This window comes from Streptomyces sp. FH025 (assembly GCF_017427025.1).
Lineage (GTDB): Bacteria > Actinomycetota > Actinomycetes > Streptomycetales > Streptomycetaceae > Kitasatospora.
The window spans coordinates 1-23,025 of sequence record NZ_JAFLNG010000042.1; the positions used below are offsets into that span (position 1 = coordinate 1).

General features: G+C 73.9%; 19 protein-coding genes. 8 read left to right on the forward strand and 11 right to left on the reverse strand.

Annotated elements, in window-relative coordinates; genetic code table 11:
• From J0670_RS05335 to J0670_RS05345, 3 genes are all read left to right on the forward strand, one after another.
• Positions 1-1,422, forward strand: a 1,422-nt coding sequence (locus tag J0670_RS05335; RefSeq protein ID WP_207810113.1) for an MFS transporter, incomplete at its 5' end; no start/stop codon positions are given.
• 500 nt (positions 1,423-1,922) lie between these two features.
• Entirely contained in the window at positions 1,923-2,417 is a 495-nt protein-coding gene (locus tag J0670_RS05340) for an Imm21 family immunity protein (protein WP_207810115.1), read from the forward strand.
• Positions 2,418-2,486: 69 nt separating this feature from the next.
• Entirely contained in the window at positions 2,487-6,167 is a 3,681-nt protein-coding gene (locus J0670_RS05345; RefSeq protein WP_207810116.1) for a SpoIIE family protein phosphatase, read from the forward strand.
• A gap of 14 nt (positions 6,168-6,181) precedes the next feature.
• Here J0670_RS05345 and J0670_RS05350 read toward each other — a convergent pair whose 3' ends face one another.
• From J0670_RS05350 to J0670_RS05360, 3 genes are all read right to left on the reverse strand, one after another.
• Positions 6,182-7,249, reverse strand: coding sequence for an S-adenosylmethionine:tRNA ribosyltransferase-isomerase (locus tag J0670_RS05350; protein WP_207810117.1), 1,068 nt, complete (start codon positions 7,247-7,249; stop codon positions 6,182-6,184).
• Positions 7,246-8,019 carry an SDR family oxidoreductase gene (locus tag J0670_RS05355; RefSeq protein ID WP_207810119.1) on the reverse strand — a complete coding sequence of 258 codons (774 nt, stop codon included), beginning with the start codon at positions 8,017-8,019 and terminating at the stop codon, positions 7,246-7,248. Before J0670_RS05355 ends, J0670_RS05350 begins: the two co-directional genes overlap by 4 nt.
• A gap of 131 nt (positions 8,020-8,150) precedes the next feature.
• Complete coding sequence (locus J0670_RS05360) at positions 8,151-9,104, reverse strand: pseudouridine synthase (RefSeq protein ID WP_207810121.1); 954 nt, start codon at positions 9,102-9,104, stop codon at positions 8,151-8,153.
• A 162-nt stretch (positions 9,105-9,266) separates the two neighbouring features.
• On the opposite strand from J0670_RS05360, the gene J0670_RS05365 reads away from it, so the two are divergent.
• Entirely contained in the window at positions 9,267-9,656 is a 390-nt protein-coding gene (locus J0670_RS05365) for a DUF3224 domain-containing protein (protein WP_207810124.1), read from the forward strand.
• 78 nt (positions 9,657-9,734) lie between these two features.
• On the opposite strand, the gene J0670_RS05370 is transcribed toward J0670_RS05365, so the two are convergent.
• Positions 9,735-10,571, reverse strand: a complete 837-nt coding sequence (locus tag J0670_RS05370) for a poly-gamma-glutamate hydrolase family protein (RefSeq protein ID WP_374223067.1) — start codon at positions 10,569-10,571, stop codon at positions 9,735-9,737.
• 177 nt (positions 10,572-10,748) lie between these two features.
• Between J0670_RS05370 and J0670_RS05375 the strand changes: the two genes are divergently transcribed.
• Positions 10,749-11,435: a DUF5995 family protein gene (locus J0670_RS05375; protein WP_207810126.1), complete on the forward strand. Its 687-nt coding sequence runs from the start codon at positions 10,749-10,751 to the stop codon at positions 11,433-11,435.
• A gap of 231 nt (positions 11,436-11,666) precedes the next feature.
• Here the strand turns inward: J0670_RS05375 and J0670_RS05380 are convergent, their stop codons facing one another.
• The gene (locus J0670_RS05380; RefSeq protein ID WP_207810127.1) at positions 11,667-13,106 is read right to left on the reverse strand and encodes a GuaB1 family IMP dehydrogenase-related protein; all 1,440 of its coding nucleotides are present in this window, start codon (positions 13,104-13,106) and stop codon (positions 11,667-11,669) included.
• Between the two features lie 425 nt (positions 13,107-13,531).
• Between J0670_RS05380 and J0670_RS05385 the strand changes: the two genes are divergently transcribed.
• Together J0670_RS05385 and J0670_RS05390 are read left to right on the forward strand one after the other, a co-directional pair.
• Positions 13,532-14,983, forward strand: a complete 1,452-nt coding sequence (locus J0670_RS05385) for an SDR family NAD(P)-dependent oxidoreductase (protein WP_374223068.1) — start codon at positions 13,532-13,534, stop codon at positions 14,981-14,983.
• A 21-nt stretch (positions 14,984-15,004) separates the two neighbouring features.
• On the forward strand, positions 15,005-15,478 hold the full coding sequence (locus tag J0670_RS05390; RefSeq protein ID WP_207810131.1) for an NUDIX hydrolase: 474 nt from the start codon (positions 15,005-15,007) through the stop codon (positions 15,476-15,478).
• A gap of 31 nt (positions 15,479-15,509) precedes the next feature.
• On the opposite strand, the gene J0670_RS05395 is transcribed toward J0670_RS05390, so the two are convergent.
• Genes J0670_RS05395 through J0670_RS05405 form a run of 3 tightly spaced genes read right to left on the reverse strand, consistent with a single transcriptional unit; the run spans position 15,510 to position 18,948 of the window.
• Positions 15,510-17,744 (reverse strand): FtsX-like permease family protein, encoded by a 2,235-nt coding sequence (locus J0670_RS05395; protein ID WP_207810133.1) that lies wholly within the window; start codon positions 17,742-17,744, stop codon positions 15,510-15,512.
• Positions 17,741-18,427, reverse strand: coding sequence for an ABC transporter ATP-binding protein (locus J0670_RS05400; protein WP_207810135.1), 687 nt, complete (start codon positions 18,425-18,427; stop codon positions 17,741-17,743). Before J0670_RS05400 ends, J0670_RS05395 begins: the two co-directional genes overlap by 4 nt.
• Positions 18,424-18,948 (reverse strand): PadR family transcriptional regulator, encoded by a 525-nt coding sequence (locus J0670_RS05405; RefSeq protein ID WP_207810137.1) that lies wholly within the window; start codon positions 18,946-18,948, stop codon positions 18,424-18,426. The genes J0670_RS05400 and J0670_RS05405 overlap by 4 nt, the downstream gene beginning before the upstream one ends.
• Positions 18,949-19,329: 381 nt before the next feature.
• On the opposite strand from J0670_RS05405, the gene J0670_RS05410 reads away from it, so the two are divergent.
• A complete protein-coding gene (locus J0670_RS05410; protein WP_207810138.1) occupies positions 19,330-19,986 on the forward strand; it encodes a hypothetical protein in 657 nt (218 codons plus the stop codon).
• 13 nt (positions 19,987-19,999) lie between these two features.
• Here J0670_RS05410 and J0670_RS05415 read toward each other — a convergent pair whose 3' ends face one another.
• The 3 genes from J0670_RS05415 to J0670_RS05425 form a co-directional block, all read right to left on the reverse strand.
• Positions 20,000-20,677 carry a YoaK family protein gene (locus J0670_RS05415; RefSeq protein WP_207810140.1) on the reverse strand — a complete coding sequence of 226 codons (678 nt, stop codon included), beginning with the start codon at positions 20,675-20,677 and terminating at the stop codon, positions 20,000-20,002.
• A gap of 46 nt (positions 20,678-20,723) precedes the next feature.
• On the reverse strand, positions 20,724-21,458 hold the full coding sequence (locus tag J0670_RS05420) for an MgtC/SapB family protein (protein ID WP_207810142.1): 735 nt from the start codon (positions 21,456-21,458) through the stop codon (positions 20,724-20,726).
• 85 nt (positions 21,459-21,543) lie between these two features.
• The coding region (locus J0670_RS05425; RefSeq protein ID WP_207810144.1) for an NRAMP family divalent metal transporter at positions 21,544-23,025 on the reverse strand (1,482 nt) is incomplete at its 5' end.

Genomic DNA, 23,025 nt, shown 5'->3' on the forward strand with positions numbered 1-23,025 from the left:
CCCGGTGCCACGCTGGCCGTCACCGCGGCGGCGACCGCCCTGGTCACCGTCGCCTACACCGCCCCCACCGCCTCGCTCGCCGCCACCGCCCAGGCGGCCCACCTCGGTGCCACCGGCCGCACCTGGATCCTCACCGGCACCCTGGTCGGCATCTCCGCACTGCTGCTCACCGCCGGCAGCGCCGCCGACGACCACGGCCGCAAGCGGGTCTTCACCTTCGGCGTGCTGCTGTTCGCCGCCTCCGAGGCACTGGCCGCGCTCGCCCCCGTCGGCGCCGTCTACCTGGCCGCCCGGGTGCTCCTCGGTGTCGCCTCCGCCGCCGTCCTGGCCCCCGCGCTCGGTCTGGTCAGCCACGCCCACCCACCGGGTCCGGCCCGTATCCGGGCACTCGGGATCTGGGGTGCGGCCATCGGCCTGGGCATCGCGGTCGGGCCGGTCTACGGCGCGCTGGTCGAGCAGTGGGCCGGCTGGCGCGCGGTCGGCGGCGGGCTCGCGGTGGCCTCGGCCGCCGTGGCCGCGTGCGCGGCCCGCTACCTCACCGAATCGCGGGCCGAGCGGCCGCGCGCCCTCGATCCGTACGGGGTGCTGACCCTCGCCGCCGGGACGTCCCTGCTGATCGCCGGGCTGGCCGAGGGCCGCGGCGGCTGGGGACGGCCCGTGGTGGTGGCGCTGCTGGTGGGCGGGATGCTGCTGCTCGCGACCTTCGCGGCGGTCGAGGCGAAGGTCCGCGAACCGATGCTGGACCTCGCGCTGTTCCGCAGCCCCGGGTTCATCGCCGCCACCGGCGGGGCGCTGTTCACCGGGCTGTCGCTGGTCGGCTTCATGAGCTACCTGCCCACCCTGCTCCAGGGCGTCCTCGGCCTGTCCGGCCTGGCGGCGGGCGGCGTGCTGGCCCTGTGGTCGGGGCTGTCGGTGATCTCAGCGCTCCAGGCCCGCCGTCTGGCGACCCGGCTCTCGGCCACCGCGCAGGTCGCCCTCGGCCTGCTGGTCTGCGGCCTGGGCGAGGCCGGTCTGTACGGGCTCACGCCCGGCTCCTCCTGGCTCCGGCTGGCACCGGGCCTCGCGGTCGCCGGCATCGGCAGCGGCGTCCTCAACGCCGCGCTCGCCCGGCTGGCGGTCAGCAGCGTCCCGGCCCACCGCGCGGCCATGGGCTCGGGCGCCAACAACACCTCCCGCTACATCGGTTCGGCCCTCGGCGTGGCCATCACCGTCGCCGTCGCAGGCTCCGCCCGCGCCACCGCCCCCAGCCCCTCGGCGGCGGCCGACGCCCTGGCCACCGGCACCGGTCGCGCCATCCTGGTCGCGGCCGCCCTCTGCTTCGTGGGCGCCGTGCTGGCACTGGCCGCCCGCGCCGCCGAATCCCGCACCGAGCCGGCCCCGGGGCCCACAGCGGCGAGCCAGGAACACGCCTCCGCGCGGTGATGCATGAGAAGTCGGCCCGCCCGACTTCCTGCTCCACGCATGCCCCGAACACTGCCGACGGGACGGAACACCCTGGCACGACCACTCGTCGGCTGCGGCACCCGCTCAGGAGTGAGAAGTCGGCGGGCCCGACTTCTCGCGCGCACCGGGTGCCGGTGAGCCTGATCCGGGGCACGACATGGGAGCCCGCCGCACCGAACTCCCCGGTCTCGTGCACGTCCGGGTGTAGGGGAACGGCACGCACGAGAAGTCGGCGGGCCCGACTTCCTACGCGAGCGGCTGGAGCTGGACCCTCGGGATTCGGCCGTGAGGTCGTGGGAGGTTCGGCCCATCAGGCGGGGAGCGCGCCCGACACCGTCTGCCGGCCGGGAGCCCGTTGATCCGGCGGCGCCCGTATCGAAGCGCTGGCCCGCCGCCCGTCGGCGCGGGGCGGCTGCGGGTGGCTCCGGGGTGCTGGCTCAGGGGCCGGTGAACCCGTCTGACGTGCGAGGATGCCCCGCATGATGCACGTGGAGCAGGGCTGGCTGGACGGGACGGACAGCGGGCGGTACGTGGTGTGCCCGGAGCGGGCGGTCGAGGGCTGGACGTACGACCGCGTGGAGGAGCTGATGGAGGAGTACATCGGGGAGTACGCGACCGCGTTCCCGGTGGACGGGCACGGGGACGTGCTGGTGCTGGCCGGGGAGCCCCTGCCGATCGGGTGGCTGGCCGAGGAGCGGGTGTTCGTGCGGCCGGTCCACTGCGAGTGCTCGGACGAGGTCCGGCCGCTGGTGCGGGAGGCACTGCGCTCGGGGGTGTGGGCGGACGGGCCGACGGTGGAGCTGCCGGCCGGGCGGTACCTGCTCACGGACGCGGCGTACGACGGCGAGGACATCCGCGAGCGCGGCGAGTACCTGTCCGTCGAGCTCCCGCCGGGCCGCTACCTGGTGCAGTCGCTGGTCGACGACAGCCCCGAGGCGCCCTTCCACCTGGAACGCCTGCTGCCCGCACGGTGAGCGGCCGCCCGGGGCCGCGTGCGAAGATGACAGGGCTGGGGGGAACGATCTCCGGACGGTTCTCTGGCCATGGTGAACGACGACGGGCGGCGCCAGGGGGAGCCGCGGCAGAACCCCCTGCTGATGGTGCCGATCGCCACGGCGCTGATCGAGGCCGACGGACGGATCCTCCACTGGAGCGGCGACGCCGAGGCACTGCTCGGCTACCGTGCCGACGAGGCCGTCGGGGCGAAGGCCGCCCGGCTGCTGACCACCGACGAGCGGCGGCCCGAGGTGCTGGAGCTGTTCCGGCAGATCCTGGAGGGCCGGGAGTGGTCCGGGGTGTTCCCGGTGCGGCACCGGGACGGGCACATGGTGAACCTGGAGTTCCGTACGCACCCGATCCGCGGGCCCGGCGGGGCTCCCCTGGTGCTGGCCGTCGCCTCCGAGGTGACCACGCTGCGCCGGCTCCAGGCGGACCTGGCGGTGCTGGACGGTTTCTTCACCCAGTCCCCGATCGGCATGGCGGTGCTCGACACCGAGCTGCGCTTCGTCCGGCTGAACGAGGCGCTGGCCCGGGTGCACGGGATGACCCCCGAGGAACACCTGGGCCACCGGCTCACCGAGATGTTGCCCGAGATCAACGGCACCGAGGTCGAGGCGGAGATGCGACGGGTGCTGGCGGGCGGCGAGCCGGTGGTGGACTTCCACGCGCAGGGCCGCACCCCCGGGGATCCGCGGCACGAGCACGCGTGGTCCGCCTCGTTCTTCCGGCTGGCGGACCGGGCCGGGCGGGTGCTCGGGGTCAGCGCGACCGTCATCGACATCACCGAGCGTTTCCGCGCCGACGCCCGGGCGGCCCGCGCGCAGGAGCGGCTCGCCCTGCTGGTCGACGCGACCGCCTCGATCGGCACCACGCTCGACCTGCGCAGGACCGCCCGCGAGCTGGCCGACGCGATGGTGCCCAGGATCGCCGACATCAGCGCGGTGTTCGCGCTGGAGGCGCTGGTGGCCGGCCGCGACGTCGAGCCGCCCGCGCCCCACGCCCCTCAACTGGTGCGCCGCCTGGCCCTGGCGACCGCCGACCCGCTGTACCCGGCCGAGGCGTTGCCGGTGGACGCGGTGCACGAGCTGTCGGCGGACTCCCCGTACGCCCGGGCGCTGACCGGCGGCCGGACGGTGGTGGTGCCGTCCTGGGAGCTGCCGCTGCTGAGCGAGGGCATCGACGAGAGCCGCCGCCGGGCGTTCCTCGGCGACCGGCCGCGTTCGGTGCGGATCACTCCGCTGGTGGCGCGCGGCACCACGCTGGGCATGGTGGTGTACTCGCGGCGCGGCGCGCGCGAGTCCTTCGCCGCGGCGGACATCACCCTGGGCGACGAGCTGGCCTCGCGCGCGGCCGTCTCGATCGACAACGCCCGGCTGTACCTGCGCGAGCACCAGACCGTGCTGGCACGACAGCAGGCGCTGCGCGAGGCGAAGGCCGCGCAGGAGCGGCTGGCACTGGTCAACGTGGCCTCCGCCCGGATCGGCACCACGCTCGATCTCGACCGCACCGCGCAGGAGTTGGCCGAGGTGGCCACGCCCCGACTGGCGGACACCGTGGTGGTGGAGGTCCTGGACGACCTCGTCCGCGGTGAGCGCGAGGCCCGCGCCTCGCCGGACGGTTCGGCTCTGCTGCGGCGGATGGCCTTCCACTCGGTGCGCGGCTCCACCCTCGCACCGATCGACCGGCTCGGCGGGGTCCACCGCTTCCTGCCCGGTTCGCCGTACGCGTGGAGCCTGTCCCACCGCGAGCCGGTGCTGGTGCCGCGGATGGACGAGGAGGGCATGGCCTGGTTCGCCGACGACCCGGTGCGCACCGCCGCCGTACGGGAGCAGAACGTGCTCTCCTTCATGGTCGTCCCCCTGATCGCGCGCGGCAGCGCGGTCGGCGTCGCGGGCTTCTACCGCACCCTGGTGGAGCGCCCGTACGACGCCGAGGACCTCGCGCTGGCCGGGGAGTTGGCGGTGCGGGCCGCGGTGTCGATCGACAACGCGCTGCTGTTCACCCGCGAGCGCGACGCGGCCGCCGCCCGGCAGCGGGCGCTGGACGAGGCCTGGGCCGCCCAGCAGCGGCTGAGCCTGCTGAACGAGGCCAGCAACCGGATCGGCACCACCCTCGATCTGCACCGCACCGCCCGGGAGTTGGTGGAGGTGGTGATCCCGCGCTTCGCCGACTTCGTCACCGTGGACCTGCGCGAGGCGGTGCTCAGCGGCGAGGAGCCCGGGCCCGTCCCGGCCGAGGGGCCGGTGCTGATGCGGGCGGTGGCGGTCGGCGACTCGACCCCGGACGCCGACATGGCGGGGGCGGCCGACCGGACCGGCGAGACCTCGCATTCCGCCGAACTGTACGCGCAGAGCCTGCGCACCGGACGCTCGATCCTGGTGTCCGAGGTGACCGAGACGGAGCTGCGCCGGATCGTCGCCACCCCCGACCGGGTGCAGCCGAGCCTCACCGCCGGGGTGCACTCCTACCTGATGGTGCCGCTGGTCGCGCGCGGACACGTACTGGGCGGCGCGGAGTTCGTCCGCACCCGCAACCCGGTGCCGTTCAGCCCGGCGGACCGCTCGCTGGCCGAGGAGCTCGCCGCCCGCACCGCGCTGGCGATCGACAACGGGCGGCTCTACCGCCGCGAGCGGGACACCGCGCTCACCCTCCAACGCAGTCTGCTGCCGGAGGAGATCCACCGCACGCCCGGTCTGGAGCTCGCCTACCGCTACCTGCCCAGCAGCGTGGTCAGCGAGGTCGGCGGCGACTGGTTCGACGTGGTGCCGCTCCCCTCCGGGCGGGCCGCGCTGATCGTCGGCGACGTGATGGGCCACGGCATCCGCGCCGCCGCCACCATGGGCCAACTCCGCACGGTCGCAAGGACGCTGATCACCCTGGACCTGGACCCCGAGCGGGTGCTGTACCGGCTGGACGAGGCCACCACGGCGCTCGGCGAGGGCCAGTTCGCCACCTGCGTCTGCGTGGTGTACGACCCGGTGGGCCGAAGCTGCACCGCCGCCTGCGCCGGCCATCTGCCACCGGTGGTCGCCGACACCCACGGGAACGCGCACCTGGTCGATCTGCCACCCGGGGCGCCGCTCGGCGTCGGCGGAGTCCCGTTCGAGAGCGTCGAGTTCACCCTCCCCGAGGAGGCCCTCCTGACCCTCTACACCGACGGGCTGGTCGAGCGCCGGGGCCGCGACCTGGACGAGGGCCTGCGGCTGCTCTGCCGCACGGTCGCCGACCGGGGCCGCTCACTGGAGCAGACCTGCGACGCCGTCCTGGCCCGGCTCACCGGCCGCAGCGCCGAGGACGACATCGCCGTCATCATGGCGCAGGTCCGCCCGGACGGCGCGGACCGGATCGCCTCCCTGCCGCTCACCGGCGACCACGCGATGGTCGCCCACTCCCGCAGCTTCACCCGCGAGACGCTGGCCGCCTGGGGCCTCAGCTCGCTCACCGACTGGGCCGAGCTGCTCACCAGCGAGCTGATCACCAACGCCCTGGTGCACGCCGGATCCCCCACCCAGCTACGGCTGTTCTGCAACCGGGTGCTCACCATCGAGGTCGCCGACCAGGAGAGCGAGACACCCCGGATCCGGCGCGCCCACGCCGATGACGAGGGCGGTCGCGGCATCCACCTGGTGAACGAACTGGCCCACCGCTGGGGCTCCCGCCGGACGAAGGACGGCAAGGTGGTCTGGTTCGAACTGGAGCTGCCTCCGGGGTTCCCCACCGCGTAGACGCGCTCCCCCGATCAGTCCGGCAGCAGCAGGTTGACATCGCCGAACTCGTGCCACAGGTAGCGGTGTCGCACCGCCTCGCGGTAGCAGGCCACCAGGAGCGGGCGGCCCGCGACGGCGGCGAGCATCAGCAGGTGCGAGGCGCGGGGTTCGTGCCAGCCGGTGAGCAGGCCGTCGACGGCGCGCACGCCGCGCTCGGGGGTGATCACCAACTCCGTCCAGCCGTCGGCCTCCTGGAGCGTTCCGTCCGACGCGACGGCCGACTCCAGGGCGCGCACGACGGTGGTGCCGACGGCGATCACCCGGCCGCCCCCGGCCCGCACGTGCCCGACCAGCCGGGCGGTGGCCTCCGGGACGCGGAAGCGTTCGGCGTACGGGGCCTCGTGCGCCTCCGGCGAGGCCACCCCGGTGTGCAGGGTGACCGGCGCGACCAGCACGCCCCGGCCGGCCAGCCGAGCCACCACCTCGGGGCCGAACGGCCGGGCCGCGCTGGGCATTTCGCTGCTGCCGGGGACGGTCGCGAAGACCGTCTGGTAGGCCTCGATCGGCCAATCGCGGTCCACGTAGCCGTACCGGATCGCCCGGCCGTGCAGGTCGAGGTAGCGCAACAGCGGTGTGGGCAGGGCGAGTTCGGCGTACCAGAGGCGGGCGGTGAAGGGCCGGCGCAGCTCGGCCGCGCCACCGGCGGGCAGGGCGACCCGCAGCCCGACGCGGGCCGGGGACTCCTCCGGCGGGTAGTAGGCCGCCGCCTCTCCCGGCACGACCCGGCGCAACTCGACCAGATGGGAGCCGTGTTGGTCCGGCTGGGCGGAGGAGAGGTGCAGCGCGACCGGCGAGCCGTCGGGCAGCCGGCCGGGCAGCGCGGCGGGGAGGGTGGCCGAGTTGTTGACCACCAGGAGGTCCCCCGGGCGCAGTACCTCGGGCAGGTCGGTGAAGCGGCGGTGCTCCACGCCGCCGGTGGAGCGCCGACCGACCAGCATCCGCACGCCGTCCCGGGCACCGCCGCGCGCCTCCGCCGGTGCGCGGGCGGAGAGTTCGGGCGGAACGGCGATGTCGAGCCCGAAGTCGGCCGGGGCCGTCATCGGCCACCTCGGTCCACGGCCGACACGGCAGCCGGCGCGGCGCCCGCCAGGTCCTCGGCGCGGTAGCGGCCGGAGGGGGTGCGCGAGCGCAGCAGGCCGAGCAGGGCCGGCGCGACCTGCTCGGGCAGCGGCTCGCCGGAGATGTCCTCGCCCGGGCCGGCCTCCTGCAGCATCCGGGTGCGCATGGCGCCCGGGTCGACCGCCCAGACGCTCAACCCAGGCTCCTCCAGGGCGAGTACGGCGGTGGCGAGGTCCAGTGCGGCCTTGCTGGCGCCGTACCCGCCCCAGCCGGGGTAGGCGATCACGGAGGCGTCCGAGCTGATGTTGAGGACGGCGCCGGAGTGGGCGCGCAGCTGGGGCAGGACCAGTTGGGTGAGCGCGATCGGGGCGAGCGCGTTGACCTCGAAGGTCTCCAGCAGGTCGGGCAGCGGGTGGTCCGCCAGCCGGGGCAGCGGTTCGCCGCCGGGGCGGGGGGCGCCGTTGAGCGTACCGGCGTTGTTGACCAGGAGGCTGGCGCCGCCGAGTTCGTCGGCGGCTCGGGCCAGGCGGGCGCGGTGGTCGTCGTCGACGATCGATCCGGGCAGGGCGACCACCTCGGTGACGGTGGCCAGGCCCGCCTCGGCCACGGCGAGTTCGGACCGGCCGCGGGCGGTGATCACCAGTTTCCAGCCCTCGGCGGCGAGGGCGTGCGCGAGTGCCAGGCCGAGGCCGCGGGAGGCGCCGGTGACCAGGGCGACGGGTGCGGGGGCGGTGTGCCGTGTTGCGTTCATGGCCCAACGATCCCGCCGCCGGGGCCCCGGCCGGATCGGCCACCGGACCCGGGGCCGGCTCCTCCGTTCGCCCTACATCGGCGGGCTGTCCTAGGACTGCCCTGGGACTGCCTTGGGACTGCGACGCTCGGTCAGGCCGTCGGCCCGGCCTCCCAGGCCTGCGGGTCGGTCCAGGCGGCGAGCGTGCGGCGGCTCTCGAAGCGGCGCTCCCCGCCGGTCAGCGGGTCGGTGAACTCGACGACCGAGGCGAGAAGTTGCAGCGGACGGCGGAAGTCGCCCGGGGCCGGTTCGGGCAGCACCCGCGGGTACACCGGGTCGCCGAGGATCGGCAGGCCGAGGCCGCTCATGTGCAGCCGCAGCTGGTGGGTGCGCCCGCTCAACGGCCGCAGCCGGTACCGGGCGAGGCCGTCGCGCCGTTCCAGCAGGTCGATCCGGCTCTCGCTGTTCGGCGGCGCGTCGAGCTCCCGGGCGGCGATCACGCCGCGCTCCTTGACGATGTGGCTGCGCACGGTGCGCGGCAGGCTCAGCGCCGGGTCGTACGGGGCGATCGCCTGGTACTCCTTGCGCACCTCGCGGTCGCGGAACAGCGTCTGGTACGCGCCGCGGTCCTCGGGCCGGACCACGAACATGGCCAGGCCGGCGGTGAGCCGGTCGAGCCGGTGGGCCGGGCTGAGCGCGGGCAGGTCGAGGTCGTGCCGAAGCCGGGAGAGCGCCGTCTCGACGACGTGCCGGCCGCGCGGGGTGGTGGCCAGGAAGTGCGGCTTGTCGATCACGACCAGGTGCTCGTCGCGGTGCAGCACCACCAGCTCGAAGGGCACCCGCACCTCGTCCGGGAGGTCGCGGTAGAACCACAGGTGGGCGCCGGGGCGAAACGGTTCGTCGAGGGCGATCGGGCCCTGCTCGCCGACGATCTCGCCGTCGCGCAGCGCCGCGTCGATCCGCGCCGCGCCCACGGCGGGCAGCCGCTCGACCAGGTACTCCCGCACGGTCGGCCAGTCGCCCTCGAACGGCAGCCGCAGGTGGACCGGGTCCACGCCGTGGCGCTGCGGGAGGGGGGAGGTCGGGCGGCGGCTCTTGCGTCTCATCTCCCGGCCCAGCCTAGTGCCCGCGCCCCGCGCCCCGGGCGCCGAGGTGCGGCGGCCGGCCCGGGCGCGGTCGTCGGGCGCGATTGTCAGTGCCGTGTGCAAGGCTTCACACACGGTCGGCGGGGTGCCGGCCGCGGGGTCGACTGACGAGGGGAGCGTGCCATGGGATTCGAGGCGAGCGGGTCGTTCGAGGTGACGGCGTTCGAGCCGGTGGAGACGGAGGAGCGTGAGGGCGCCTCCTTCGGGCGGGTCCGGATCACCAAGGCCTTCACGGGCGGGCTGAGCGGCACCGGCGAGGTGCGGATGCTCTCCGTCGGAGGCACGTCCGGCGAGCCGGCGTCCTACGTCGCGGTGGAGCAGGTGACGGGCGAACTGGACGGGCGCAAGGGGTCGTTCGTGCTCCAGCACGCGGCCTGGGACACCACCGGGGTGACGATACGCGTGGTGCCGGGCACGGGAGCGGGCGAGCTGACCGGTATCACCGGGGAGTTCCGGCTGGCCGTCGACGAGTCCGGCACCCACACCTACGTCCTGGCGTACGAGCTGGGCTGATCCCGGCCGCGGGGTGCACGGCCGGGATCCGGTCACTGCCGACGGTCATCGCCGCCGATCGTCACCGCCGTCGGCGGCTCAGAGGACGGGCTGGGTCGCCTCCAGGCGCTGGATCGCGGTCCGGACCGCGGTCGTGAAGCTCCAGAACAGCGGCAGGGTGTTGGCCGCCCGGTCGGCCCGGGTGTTCTTGCCCGGGGCGAACATCGCGGCCCGCAGGTCGGTGGTCATCTCCAGCTGCGCGCCCATGCCGAGCAGGCTGCGGTTGCAGATGTTCTCCGGGGAGATTCCGGCGATCTCCTCCTCCCCGGAGGCCGTCACGGCCCGGATGCCCGCTGCGGCGAACTCCTCCATCAGGTACTGGCGGAAGGCGGAGTTCAGTCCGCCGACCAGCACGGCCTGCGCCCCGGCCTCCAGTCCGGCCTGGGCGGGGGTGCAGCCGTGCAGCGACAGCACGTTGCGGCTGCCGGCGCACATCGCGCGGGCGACGCCGTCGTCGCAGTGGGTCGAGGTGACGTGCAGCGCGCTGTTGTTGGAGGAACGCAGGCCCTCGAACATCCAGAAGTCGTGCACCGGCCCGGCGGCGGGCGTCGGGGCGAGGTCGGCCGGGTGGTAGCCGGCGATGGACAGGCCCAGCTCGGAGGTCCCGCCCTCGATGCCGCCGCCGTGCGGGGCGATGACGGTGGTCCGGATGAGCGCCGTACCGCTCTGCGGGCTCTGGTCGTCGATCAGGTGCCGGCGGTAACGGCGGCCGTAGTCGACGCCCTCGACCAGGGTCGGGTCGGTGTAGAGCGCCGTGTTGGAGGGGTAGAGGTCGGCGGCGTACGCGGGGGTGCCCCGCAGGGCGAAGCCGACGGACGCGAGGGCCGGGGCCGCGGCGAGCGCGGTCATCAGGGAGCGACGGTTGATCACGGGCACGGATCATGGCAGGAGGTGGAGCGCGGGTAAAGTCACAGCAAAGTCACGACCAAGCCGGGGCAAGGCCACGGCCGGTGCCACCCCACGTCGACGGACGCGCGCGGCGCACCCGCCGGGCACCCGTCCACGCTGCCACGATGATGCGATCAGTGCACGATCGACCTTGGAGGGTGGCGCATGCCCGGTACCGCGACGATCCGTACGCCGGCCACGGTCGAGGAGGTGGTCGGCCGACTGCGGGAGATCGCGGCGGGCCTGCCCCCGGCCGACGGGGTGGCGGTCTTCAACCGGCTCTACCTCGCCGTCACGGAGGCGGTGCGCGACCGGCTCGGCGGCGGCTACTTCGCCGACCCGACGGCGATGGCCGAGTTGGACGTGGTGTTCGCCGGGCGGTACCTGCTGGCCGTGGCCGCCGACGCGGCCGGACAGGAGCCGCCCGCCTGCTGGCGGCCTCTGTTCGCGCTGCGCGCCCACCCGGGCGTGCACCCGCTCCAGTTCGCGCTGGCCGGGATGAACGCCCACATCCAGCACGACCTGCCGCTGGCCGTGGTGGATCTCTGCCACCACCGGGGCTGCGAGCCCGACGAGGTCGAGGAGGACTACCACCGGATCAACGGGGTGCTGGCCGAACTGGAGTCGGCCGCCCGGGAACAGCTGCTGCCCGGGCCGGACCTGCTGGAGCACGCCGAGCCGCTCACCCACCTGCTCGGCACCTGGTCGGTCGAGGCCGCCCGCGAGGGGGCCTGGTCCGCGGTGCGGGCGCTCTGGGAGCTGCGCGGCCTGCCGGGCGCCGCCCGGGCGTTCGCCGCCACGCTCGACGGCTCGGTCGGACTGCTCGGCCGCGCCCTGCTGCTCCCCCTCTGACCCCACCGGGGCCCGAGGGCCGCGAAACGGCCGCGACACAGCGGCGGCACGGCCGCGACCCGGCGGCGACACGGCCGCGAGCGCCCGGCTCCCCGAGTCGAGGAGCCGGACGGCCGGCGGTACGGACAGTGCGGACACTGTCGACGGTGCGGACACTGTTGACAGCGCGGACGCCGACGGCAGCGTGGACGCCGCCGACGGCACGGACGCGGACGTCCGCGCCCGCCCCGCTCAGGCCCAGCTGGAGTGCAGCGGCTTGCCCTCGGCGTAGCCGGCCGCGCTCTGGATGCCCACGATCGCCTTCTCGTGGAACTCCTCCAGGGTGCCCGCGCCCGCGTAGGTGCAGGAGCTGCGCACCCCGGCCACGATCGAGTCGATCAGGTCCTCGACGCCCGGGCGGGCCGGGTCGAGGAACATCCGGGAGTGCGAGATGCCCTCCTCGAACAGCGCCTTGCGGGCCCGGTCGTACGTGGAGTCCTGGGCGGTGCGGTTGCTCACCGCACGGGCCGAGGCCATCCCGAAGCTCTCCTTGTACTGGCGGCCGTCGGCGGCGGTCTGGAGGTCGCCCGGGGACTCGTAGGTGCCGGCGAACCAGGAACCGATCATCACGTTGGAGGCGCCGGCGGCCAGCGCCATGGCGACGTCGCGGGGGTGCCGCACGCCGCCGTCGGCCCAGACGTGCCTGCCGAGCCGGCGCGCCTCGGCGGCGCACTCCAGGACGGCGGAGAACTGCGGGCGGCCGACGCCGGTCATCATCCGGGTGGTGCACATGGCGCCCGGGCCGACACCGACCTTGAGGATGTCGGCGCCGGCCTCGACCAGGTCGCGGACCCCGGCGGCGGAGACCACGTTGCCGGCCACGATCGGGACCTTCGGGTCCAGGCCGCGCACGGCGCGCAGCGCGTTGATCATGGACTCCTGGTGGCCGTGCGCGGTGTCCACCACCAGCACGTCGGCGCCGGCCTCGATCAGCGCCGCGGCCTTGGCCGCGACGTCGCCGTTGATGCCGACGGTGGCGGCGATCCGCAGCCTGCCGTTCGCGTCCACGGCCGGGGTGTACAGGGTGGCGCGCAGCGCGCCCTTGCGGGTGAGGATGCCGACCAGTCGGCCCTCGCCGTCGACCACCGGGGCGAGCTTGCGGTGCGCCTCGGAGAGCCGGTCGAACGCGGCCCGCGGCTCGATGCCCTCGTCCAGCACCAGCGGATCGCGGGACATGATGTCGGCCAGGCTGGTGAAGCGGTCCACGCCCTGGCAGTCGGACTCGGTGACCACGCCGACCGGCTTGTCGTCCTCGACCACCACGACGGCGCCGTGCGCGCGCTTGTGCAGCAGGGAGAGGGCCTCGGCGACGGTGGCGCCGGGCGAGAGCGTGATCGGGGTGTCGAAGACCAGGTGGCGCCGCTTGACCCAGGAGACGACCTCGGCGATGACCTCGGTGGGGATGTCCTGCGGGATGGCGACCAGGCCGCCGCGGCGGGCGACGGTCTCGGCCATCCGGCGGCCCGCGATGGCGGTCATGTTGGCGACGACCAGCGGGATGGTGGTGCCGGTGCCGTCGTTCGACGAGAGGTCGACGCCCTGCCGGGAGCCCACGGCGGAACGGCTGGGGACCATGAAGACGTCGTCGTACGTCAGGTCGTACGAGGGCTTGAGGTCATTCAGGAAACGCATGAAGGGGCTCTCTGGCTGGGAGAAATTACACCTCGGGTGCGGTTGCGGCGATGCCGCCAGGGCGCACTCGGGCGCCCGGCACCCAGCGTTCGATTCTCCGGGAGGGCAGGGGCAAAAGCCAGTTCGAAGAGCATTGCTGGTGCTGTGCACAAGCCCTGATCAATGCTCCGCGCGTAGACATGGAGGATCATCCAAACAAGCACCGGACGAGCACCAACCGAGCCCGGAACGCCGGTTCGCCCCGGTTCCGGCAGCCGGTCCACCCCCTGCCCCGGACCACTTTTCGCCCCGGCCCGGGCCACTCCCGTAGCATTCACGCGGTAATGGGCGAGGCGAACGGGAAAGCGACACCAGGCGTGGGCATCGGGCAGACGGACATCGAGCGGGACCGGGGCGAAGGCGTCGGCGAGGGCACCGAGGAGGAGATCGACTACGGTCCCGGCCTCGACCCCGAGCGGCTGAGGCTCTGCCTGGAGGTGCTCGCCGAGCTGGACGAGCTGCACGTCGACCACCCGGACGCGATCACCGTCCGCAAGGCCGTCGGCGGCATATTCCGGACCCTCAAGCAGCGCCGCCGCCAGGAGACCCGGGCCCGCAAGACCGCCAACGACCGCGCGGTCACCGCCCGGACCGCCACCGGCGCCCCGACCCGGATCGACGACGAGACGGCCGGCGCCTTCGGCCTGACCACCGTCACCACCACCGAGATCGCCGGCATCCTGGAGCGGCCGCGCTCCTGCTACACCTGCAAGCAGCGGTACGTCGAGGTCGACGCCTTCTACCACAACCTCTGCCAGGACTGCGCCGTCAAGAACCGCACCCGCCGAGACGCCCGGGCCGACCTCACCGGCAAGCGCGCGCTGCTGACCGGCGGCCGGGCCAAGATCGGGATGTACATCGCGCTGATGCTGCTGCGCGACGGCGCCCACACCACCATCACCACCCGCTTCCCCAACGACGCCATCCGCCGCTTCAAGGCGATGCCGGACAGCGCCGAGTGGATCCACCGCCTCAAGATCGTCGGCATCGACCTGCGCGACCCGGCCCAGGTGATGGCCCTGGCGGACGAGGTCGCCGCCGACGGCCCGCTGGACATCCTGATCAACAACGCCGCGCAGACCGTGCGCCGCCCGCCGGAGTCCTACCGCGAGCTGGTCAACGCCGAGTCCGCCCCGCTGCCCGCCGGCGAGCTGCCGCAGGCCACCACGATCGGCCGCTTCGGCAGCGGCAGCGTCGACCTGCCCGCGCTCCCCCACCAGGCGAGCGGCGACGAACGGCGGCTGGCCGCCGAGGACGTCACCTCGCTCGCGCTGGTCACCGGCTCCGCCACGCCCGCCCGGATCGAGGCCGGCACGGCGATCGACGCCGGCGGCCTGGTGCCCGACCTCGCGGACACCAACAGCTGGGTGCAGACCGTCTCGGAGGTGGGTCCGATGGAGCTGCTGGAGGTCCAGCTCTGCAACTCCACCGCGCCGTTCATCCTGATCAGCCGGCTGCGCCCGGCGATGGCCGCCTCCGCCTCCCGCCGCAAGTACGTGGTCAACGTCTCCGCGATGGAGGGCGTCTTCTCGCGCGGCTACAAGGGCGCCGGCCACCCGCACACCAACATGGCCAAGGCCGCGCTCAACATGCTCACCCGCACCAGCGCGCAGGAGATGTTCCAGACCGACGGCATCCTGATGACCGCCGTCGACACCGGCTGGATCACCGACGAGCGGCCGCACCCGGACAAGATGCGCCTGGCCGACGAGGGCTTCCACGCCCCGCTCGACCTGGTGGACGGCGCGGCCCGGGTGTACGACCCGATCGTGCGCGGCGAGGCGGGCGAGGACCTGTACGGCTGCTTCCTCAAGGACTACGAGCGCGCCAACTGGTGACCACCTGAAGGAGATGGCGAGTTGACCACCGCACCGCGCCCCGCGACCACGGCACCGCTGCTCGGCGCCGGGATCATCGTGCCCACCGGGGACGGCCGGGTCCTGATCGGCCGCCGGATCACGGCCGGCGAGCCGCCCACCTGGAGCCTGCCCGGCGGCAAGGTCGACCCGGGCGAGTCCTTCGAGCTGACCGCGGCCCGCGAACTCGCCGAGGAGACCGGCATCGTGCTGCCGGCCGAGGAGATGCGGGTGCTCGCCCTGCACCTCGACCACGAGCTCGGCCGGCCCCGGCTGACCGCCGCCGTGCTGGCCCCGCCGAGCCTGGCCGAGGCGGTGGTCACCGAGCCGCACACCTGCGCCGGCTGGGAGCGCTTCCCGGTGGACGCCCTGCCGGAGCCGATGTTCTACCCGTCCGCGCTGGTGCTCGGCAGCTGGCTGCCGGAGCCCGTCGCGGTGCCACGGGACGGGACGCACGGCTACCCCGTCGCCCGCTGATCCGCGGGCGACGGGGCGGCTTGAGCACGACTCAGCCGTTGCGGGCCGCCTCGGGCCCGGTGATCCGCTTCAGCAGCGGCAGCGTCGAGGCGATGATCCCGAGCGAGGCGGCCAGCCCGAAGGCCGTCAGCCCGTAGTACTCCGCCCCCGGGGACACCAGGTCGAACTTCATCTGCGCCTTGAGGAACATCGCCGCCGCGGCGAAGCCCGTCCCGATCGCGACCGCCGACACCACCAGCAGCGGCAGGGCGCTCTCCAGCCCGAGCACCCGTTGCAGCAGCCGCAGCGGCGCCCCGGTCAGCCGCAGCATCGCGAACGGGCGGCGGCGGTCGGAGAGTCCGGCCACCACGCTCACCGCGAGGCTGCACCCGGCGATCGGCAGGGTGGTCAGCAGGACGACGTTCGCGAGCTGGCGCCAGCCCTGGAGCTTCCTCTGCCCCTCGGAGCTCCAGTCCTGCGCCATCCGGGCCTCGTAGCGCGGGAGTTCCCGGTTGAAGATCGTCCGCAGCTGTTCCTTGGCGGACGTGGAGCCGTCGGTGGTCGCGTAGACCATCCGCACCGGGAGGGCGGCGACCTCCTCGGCGGAGACCGGCGCCGCCGGCCACTCCTTGTCGGTGTTCGCCTGGAGGTCCAGGAACACGTTCCGGTCGACGGCCGCGACGGTGGCCCCCGGCGCGCAGTGGCCGACCACGGGAATCTGCGCGAGTTCCGAACAGCGCACCAGGGGAGGCACGATCCGCTCCCGGCCGTACTGGTACGCACCGATCCCGGCCGGGTTGTCGTGCACCAGCGCCATCCCCTCGAAGCCCGGGACGGCCCGGGCCCGCGCCGCCAGATCGTCGGGCACCGCCGGGACCACCAGCGAACTCTCCGGGCCGCCCATCGGGGTGGTCACCACGGCCTTGAGGACCCCCTGAGCGCCGATGAGCGAGCTCATGTTCGCGTTGATGCTGCCCATGATGCCCAGCGTCGCGGTGGTCACGAACAGGGCCAGCACCAGGCCGGCGACCGAACGGAAGCCCGCCCTCGGGTCATCGCCCAGGCGTCGCATCGCGATCAGCGTGGCCGGACGGCTGGTCCGCCGGGCCACCGCCCGGGAGGCCGTCATGGTGAGCCACGGCCCCGCGATCACCAGACCGAGCATCACCAGCACGAAGCCGCTGAGGTAGCCCGCCGACTGCGTGCTGGTGCTCGCCGGGGGGTTCGCGACGAAGTAGCCCAGCTCGCCCAGACCCGCCAGCAGCGGGACCGCCCGCCAGGCGGTGGGCGGCTTCGGGGTGACCCTGCGGCTGACCCCGAGCGGCGAGATGGCGACCCGGCGCAGCGCGAACCGGGCGGCGAGCGCGGCCGCCACCGGTACGCCCAGCACCACCCCGGCGACCTGCGGGAGGCCGATGCCCAGGTCGTCGATGAAGAAGCGGTCGCCGGTGAACGGCACGTCGGCCATCAGGGGCCTCAGTGCGAAGTACAGGCCGAAGCCGAGGGCGGTACCGGTCACCGCGGCCACCGTGGACTCCACCGCCGAGATGACCGACACCTGGCCCGGTGTGGCCCCCACCAGGCGCATCGCGGCGTAGCGCTGCTCCCGGGTGGCGGCGGACAGCCGGGTCGCGGTGCCGATGAAGATCAGCACCGGGAAGATCAGCGCCCCGGCCACCACGGTGAGCACCAGGACCATCCGGTCGCCGTGCACGCCCGCGCCGAAGCAGTCGTTGTCGCAGTCGGCCGGCAGGGCGGTGGCGATGCTCGTGACGGTCGTGGCCCTCGGAAGGACCTTGACCTCGTCCTCCGTACGGCCCACGACCACCGCCAGGGTGTCCGGGGAGGGCAGCGCGTCGTTCCCGAGAGTGCCGACCAGCCGGCCCGGGAAGCGGTCCCCCAGTTCGACGGCCGGCACGTCGCGCAGCAGCCTCTCCAGGGCGGGCGAGGCGTAGTACTCGCCCGGTGCCGGCAGCCGGCTCAGGCCGGGCGGGACGGGCGCGGTGGGCCCGGTGGGGGCGACATCGGCCCGGAAGACGGTCTTCCCCCGGTAGTAGTCCCCCCGGGCGCCCCACCAGAGCGGGTCCACCGGGGCCGCGGCGGTGGCGCCCTTGACCCCCGTGTTCATCCAGAGCTGCCGTTGGTTGGACCGGTCGATCGCGTGGATGCCGGCGAGCGTCGAGAGCAGCAGCCCGACCCCGATCGCGACCGCCGCCGCGATCATCACCAGCCGGGCCAGGGCCTCCCGGCCGCCGCTGACGGCCAGTCGGAGCGAGAAGGCGATCACGGGGCCACCGATCCGGCGGGGAGCACCCGGGCCTGGCCGTCGCGGACGATCGCCTCGCGGTCGGCGTAGGCGGCGACCCTGGCCTCGTGGGTGACCAGGATGACGGTGGTGCCCTGGTCGCGGGCCGCGCCGACCATCAGCTCCATCACCTGCTCGCCGGTCAGCGAGTCCAGCGCGCCGGTCGGCTCGTCGGCGAACAGCACCTGCGGACGGGCCACCAGGCCCCGGGCCAGGGCCACCCGCTGCGCCTGACCGCCGGACAGCTCGCCGGAGCGGCGGCGTTCCATGCCGTCCAGGCCGAGCCGGGCGAACCAGGGCCGGGCCTGGGCCAGCGCGGTGCCCCGGCGCACGCCGTTCAGCAGCAGCGGCAGCGCGATGTTCTCCTCGGCCGTCAACTCCGGTACCAGTTGGCCGAACTGGAACACGAAGCCGAACTGGTCCCGGCGCAGGGCGCTGCGCCGGGCCTCGCTCATGGTGTCCAGGCGCTGCCCGTCGAACAGCACCTCGCCCGCGTCGGGCACCAGGATGCCCGCCAGGCAGTGGAGTAACGTCGACTTGCCCGAGCCGCTGGGGCCCATGATGGCCAGCACCTCGCCGGCCTGGACGGACAGGCTGGCGCCGCGAAGGGCGGGTGTCTCGCCGAAGGCGAGGGCGATGTCGCGGGCCTCGATCACGGCGGTCATCGGCGCACCTCCGCGGCGAGCGCGTCCAGCCGGGCCGCGGTGAGGTCGATCCAGCGCAGGTCGGCGTCGAGGTGGAACAGGCCGTGGTCGGCGAGCAGGGCGTCCACCAGGGCGCCGGAGCGGCGCAGTTCGGTGAGTTCGCGCATCCGGCGCAGGTGGGCGGCGCGCTGGGTGTCCAGGTACAGCTCGGCGTCGCGGCCGAGCATCAGGGCCAGCACGACCTTGGTGAAGAGCACGGACTGGAGGTTGGGTTCGGGCGCGACCGGCTCCTGAAGCCAGGTCTCGAACTCGGTCGCCCCCGTCTCGGTGATGACGTAGCGCTTGCGCTCGGGCCCGTCGCCGGGTTCCGCCTCGCCGGCCACCACCTTGCCGTCGCGGGCCAGCCGGCCGAGGGTCGAGTAGACCTGGCCGTACGGGAGGGGCTTGCCGCGCCCGAAGAGGGCGTCGTAGTCGCGCTTGAGGTCGTAGCCGTGGCTCGGCTCCCGCTCCAGCAGCCCCAGGAGGGTCAAAGGAACACTCATGGGAGGAACATACACCAGGGATATATACCGAGTGTATATCCGGGAAGAAGAAGGCCCCGACCAGGGCGGACCACGGACCACGGCTCATGAGGGGTGGGCGGGCAGGAGGCGACCCCCACGATCGCCTCCTGCGCCACACCTGGACCCGGCACCCCCACGGTCAACCGGGCCACCGCCGCACCCAGGCACGGGGGGCGCGGCCGGACTCCAGCCTGCCCGGACGGGACGCCGCTGCCGAGGGTCGAACGTCCCGGGGTGAGGGCCCATCGGTACTACGACCGCGCACGACACTTGTGCGCAGGGGTCCGTCGGGTGGAGATTGGGTAACGAAACCCGTACACGAATCCCCGTACGCGTCCGCGCCCCTGAGGAGTCCTCACCGTGCACAGCACTCCCCGGCCGGCCCGGCCCGCGTCGCTCACGCGGCGAACAGGCCGTCAGCTGCGGCGGGCCCTCGGTGCCCGGCACGAGGCACTCGCCCGCCCCGTCGACCGGGCCCGCGCCCGGGCCTGGCTGCTCGCGCTCCTCGGCGGGCTGCTGGCCACGGCCCTGTCCGTCGGCGGCGCCCTGCTGCTGTTCCGCTCCACCGCGCCCCAGGCCGAGACCGACCGGGTCCGGCTGCACCGGGTCGACGCCGTCGTCGGCACCGTCCCCGACCACGAGGCCACCGTCGGCGGCCGCTTCTCGGGCGGCTACGGCAACCGGATCGACGTCGAGGCCGCCTGGGCCTACCCGCAGGGCACCGCGCACACCGGTACCGTCCAGGCCCCGCGCTCGACCGTCCCGGGCGCCGTCGTCCCGGTCTGGGTCGACCCCGACGGCAACGCGGCCGCTCCCCCGGTCAACCGCACCAGCCTCGCGGTGTCGGCCGCCTGCACCGGCGCCGGCGCCCTCCTCGTCCTGCTCGCCCTCCTCGCCCTCGCCCTCCGGATCCGCCTCCACGCCCTCGACCGCCGCGCCGAGGCCGCCTGGGCCACCGCCTGGGCCCGGCTCGAACCGCTCTGGAGCGGCCGCGCGGGGCACCGCGGGGAGGAGTGAGGCGGCCTCCGGCTCAGAGGGGCTCGGTCCAGGCGGGTGCCGGGATCGGCTTGGCGGCGCGGTGGGTGAAGGCGGCGACCCCGGTGAGCAGGACGAGGGCCAGCGCGAGGGCGGTGGGGACGTCGGCGTGGAGGACGAGGAACGCGCCGACCAGCGCCCCCGCGAACATCCAGACGGCAGAGGCGAGTCGACGGGGGCCCCTGCGGTCGGCGGCGAGGGCGGTGATGGTCATGGTGAGCACGGTGGTGGTGAGGTCGGGGACCTTGAGGGAGCGGACCACCGCGTTCTGCCAGCCCATGGCGAAGCCGAGCAGGCCGATCAGGGTGTAGCGGGCGGGCTCGGATCCGTGCCCGATGACGGCCGCCAGGACGGTGCTCGCGGCGACCAGCACCGCCTGGGCGGCGACGGCCGCGGTCAGCAGGTGGCCCCGGTGGCCGGGCAGGTGCCGGGAGAGGTGGCCGCCGGCGACGGCGCCGAGCAGGAAGGCGGCGAGGGCGGCCAGTGAGGCGGTGGCCGAGAGGTTCGCCGCGCCGGCCAGCGCGAAGCCGAGGAACACCACGTTGCCGGTCATGTTGGCGACGAAGACGTGGCCGAGTTCGAGGTAGCTGACCGCGTCCACCACTCCGGTGACCACGGTCAGCACCAGCAGCATCGGCACCAGTGGCCCGTGCCTGGGGTCGGGTTTCAGCATCGGGCCTCCCGGCGGGGTCGAGTGACGGTCCTTCCGTTCTACTCCCTCAGGCCAGCGCGGCGTTGCCCTGGTCATCGGAATCCTCGTCCAGGTGCCAGTGCAGGTCGCGCACGCCCGGCTCCAGCGACAGCCGGGTGACGACCTGCTCCAGCGCGGGGGTCACCTGCCCGGTGATCGCGACGGTGGCCCGCAGGCTGGTGGCGTCGCCCTGGTCGGTGCGGCGGGCGCGCAGGCCGGTGGGGGCGAGGCCGGAGGCGGCCAGGGCCTGGAGCAGCAGGGCGCGGATGTGGGTCTCGGCCTTGCGGTCGCACTCCAGGTGGACGGTGGCCCGGGAGGTGGAGTCCGGGTCGCTGCCGGACTGCGGGGCCCGGTCGAGCAGTCGGCCGGCCGGGCGCAGCACCAGGTGGACGGCGAGCACGGCGAGCGTGCCGAGGCCGGCCAGCTCCAGCTTTCCGGAGGCGGCCAGCACCCCGACGGCGGCCGAACACCAGAGCGTGGCGGCGGTGTTGAGGCCGCGCACGCCCGCGCCGTCGCGCAGGATGACGCCACCGCCGAGGAAGCCGATGCCGGAGACGACGTACGAGGCGACCCGGGTGGGGCTGCCGGTGTCGCCGACGACCTCGCTGTACAGCACGAACAGGGTGGCTCCGGCGGCGACCAGGGCGTTGGTGCGCAGGCCGGCCATCCGGGCCCGCCACTGGCGCTCGACGCCGATCAGCGCGCCGCAGGCGATGCCGGTGGCGAGCCGGACCAGGAACTCGACGGTGGTCAGGGTGTGCACGGCGGCACCTCCTTCACGGGGAAAAGGAACGGACGGGTGGCGAGCCGCTGCCCACCACCCGTCCGTACGGGCTGTGATCGGTGGCTCAGTGGCTGAGCGCGGTCTGGACGATCTTGATGATCACCATGATCATCGCGATCAGCAGGTAGGCGCGCAGGGCGCCCATGCCGACCTTGCGGGCGGTGGACATCACCGGGCGGCCCAGGGTCTCCAGCGGGGGCATCCGCCACTCTTCGCGGCCGGTGCGGTCGATGGGGTCCTCCTTGGTGCCCCGGCGGCCGAAGGTGAAGAAGTACCCGGCGACCAGCACGCCCGCGATCCCGCAGCCGGCCATGATCCAGAGGATCGCCCCGGAGCTGATGTCCGGCCAGACCACGGACGCCGTCAGGATCAGGGACAGCATCACCAGCACACCGACGACCGCCGAGGTGAAGGCGTTCGTCTTGGGGCCGTTGACCCAGGGGCCGAGCACGGCCTTGTCGTTGCAGAGCAGCAGCAGGAAGACGGTGGCGGAGGGCAGCAGCACACCGGCCAGCACCTGGACGAACTGGGTCATCAGGCCCTGGGTGTAGCCGTTCGACAGCAGGGTGATCGCCGCGGCGACCGTCACCAGGCCGGCGTAGACGGCGTAGAAGCCCTTGGCGCCCTTGACCCCGCGGTGCAGCGAGTGCTTGATGCCGAAGACGTCGCCGATCGCGTAGGCGGTCGAGAGGGACACGGCGAAGGCGCCGATGATCGAGGCGTCCAGCAGCGCGATGGCGAAGAGGACGCCCGCCAGGTGGCCTGCCTTGTCCTCGATCCCCTTGGCGACGGCGGCCGCGTCGGAGAACTGGCCGAAGCCGTCGGTGCCCGCGAAGGCCGCCGCGGTGAAGCCGATCATCGCGGCGGCTCCGACGATCACCACGACGATCCCGATCCACAGGTCGACCTTCTCGTACTTCATGAAACGCGGGGTGATCCGCTTGTCGATGACGTACGACTGCTGGAAGAACAGCTGCCACGGGGCCACGGTGGTGCCGACGATGGAGATGATGACCAGCATCACGGCCGCGAGCTGGCCGGAGCCGCCGGGCATGCTCGGCGCCACGAAGTCGTGGGCCATCTGCGAGGTCCTGGGGTGGACCATGAAGTAGATCGGCACCAGCAGCAGCGAGCCCACGCACAGCGTCACCGCCACTCGCTCGAAGCGCTGGAAGGAGCCGGTGAAGGCCGAGGCGATGATGATCGCCGCCGCCAGGACCACCGCGGCGACCTTCGGCAGGCCCAGGTAGCCGGCCGCCAGCGTCACCCCGATGAACTCGGTGACCAGGGTGAGCGCGTTGAGCAGGAACAGGTCGATGACGCTGAACGCGCCCCAGAACTTGCCGAAGCGCTCCAGGATCAGCCGGGCGTGCCCGACACCGGTGACGGCGCCCAGGCGCAGCACCATCTCCTGGTTCACGTACAGGACGGGGACCAGCATGAGCAGGGTCCACAGCAGCTGGGTGCCGTAGTTCTGCCCGGCCTGGCCGTAGGTGGAGAAGGCGCCCGCGTCGTTGTCGCCGACCATCACGATCAGGCCGGGGCC

What these genes read in the sequence shown, in the direction of transcription:
- J0670_RS05405 (WP_207810137.1), bottom strand. Translation starts at nt 18,948, where the DNA reads ATGAGTGTTCCTTTGACCCTCCTGGGGCTGCTGGAGCGGGAGCCGAGC.
- J0670_RS05355 (WP_207810119.1), bottom strand. Translation starts at nt 8,019, where the DNA reads ATGAACGCAACACGGCACACCGCCCCCGCACCCGTCGCCCTGGTCACC.
- J0670_RS05360 (WP_207810121.1), bottom strand. Translation starts at nt 9,104, where the DNA reads ATGAGACGCAAGAGCCGCCGCCCGACCTCCCCCCTCCCGCAGCGCCAC.
- J0670_RS05350 (WP_207810117.1), bottom strand. Translation starts at nt 7,249, where the DNA reads ATGACGGCCCCGGCCGACTTCGGGCTCGACATCGCCGTTCCGCCCGAA.
- J0670_RS05415 (WP_207810140.1), bottom strand. Translation starts at nt 20,677, where the DNA reads ATGCTGAAACCCGACCCCAGGCACGGGCCACTGGTGCCGATGCTGCTG.
- J0670_RS05365 (WP_207810124.1), top strand. Translation starts at nt 9,267, where the DNA reads ATGGGATTCGAGGCGAGCGGGTCGTTCGAGGTGACGGCGTTCGAGCCG.
- J0670_RS05380 (WP_207810127.1), bottom strand. Translation starts at nt 13,106, where the DNA reads ATGCGTTTCCTGAATGACCTCAAGCCCTCGTACGACCTGACGTACGAC.
- J0670_RS05375 (WP_207810126.1), top strand. Translation starts at nt 10,749, where the DNA reads ATGCCCGGTACCGCGACGATCCGTACGCCGGCCACGGTCGAGGAGGTG.
- J0670_RS05345 (WP_207810116.1), top strand. Translation starts at nt 2,487, where the DNA reads ATGGTGAACGACGACGGGCGGCGCCAGGGGGAGCCGCGGCAGAACCCC.
- J0670_RS05400 (WP_207810135.1), bottom strand. Translation starts at nt 18,427, where the DNA reads ATGACCGCCGTGATCGAGGCCCGCGACATCGCCCTCGCCTTCGGCGAG.
- J0670_RS05340 (WP_207810115.1), top strand. Translation starts at nt 1,923, where the DNA reads ATGATGCACGTGGAGCAGGGCTGGCTGGACGGGACGGACAGCGGGCGG.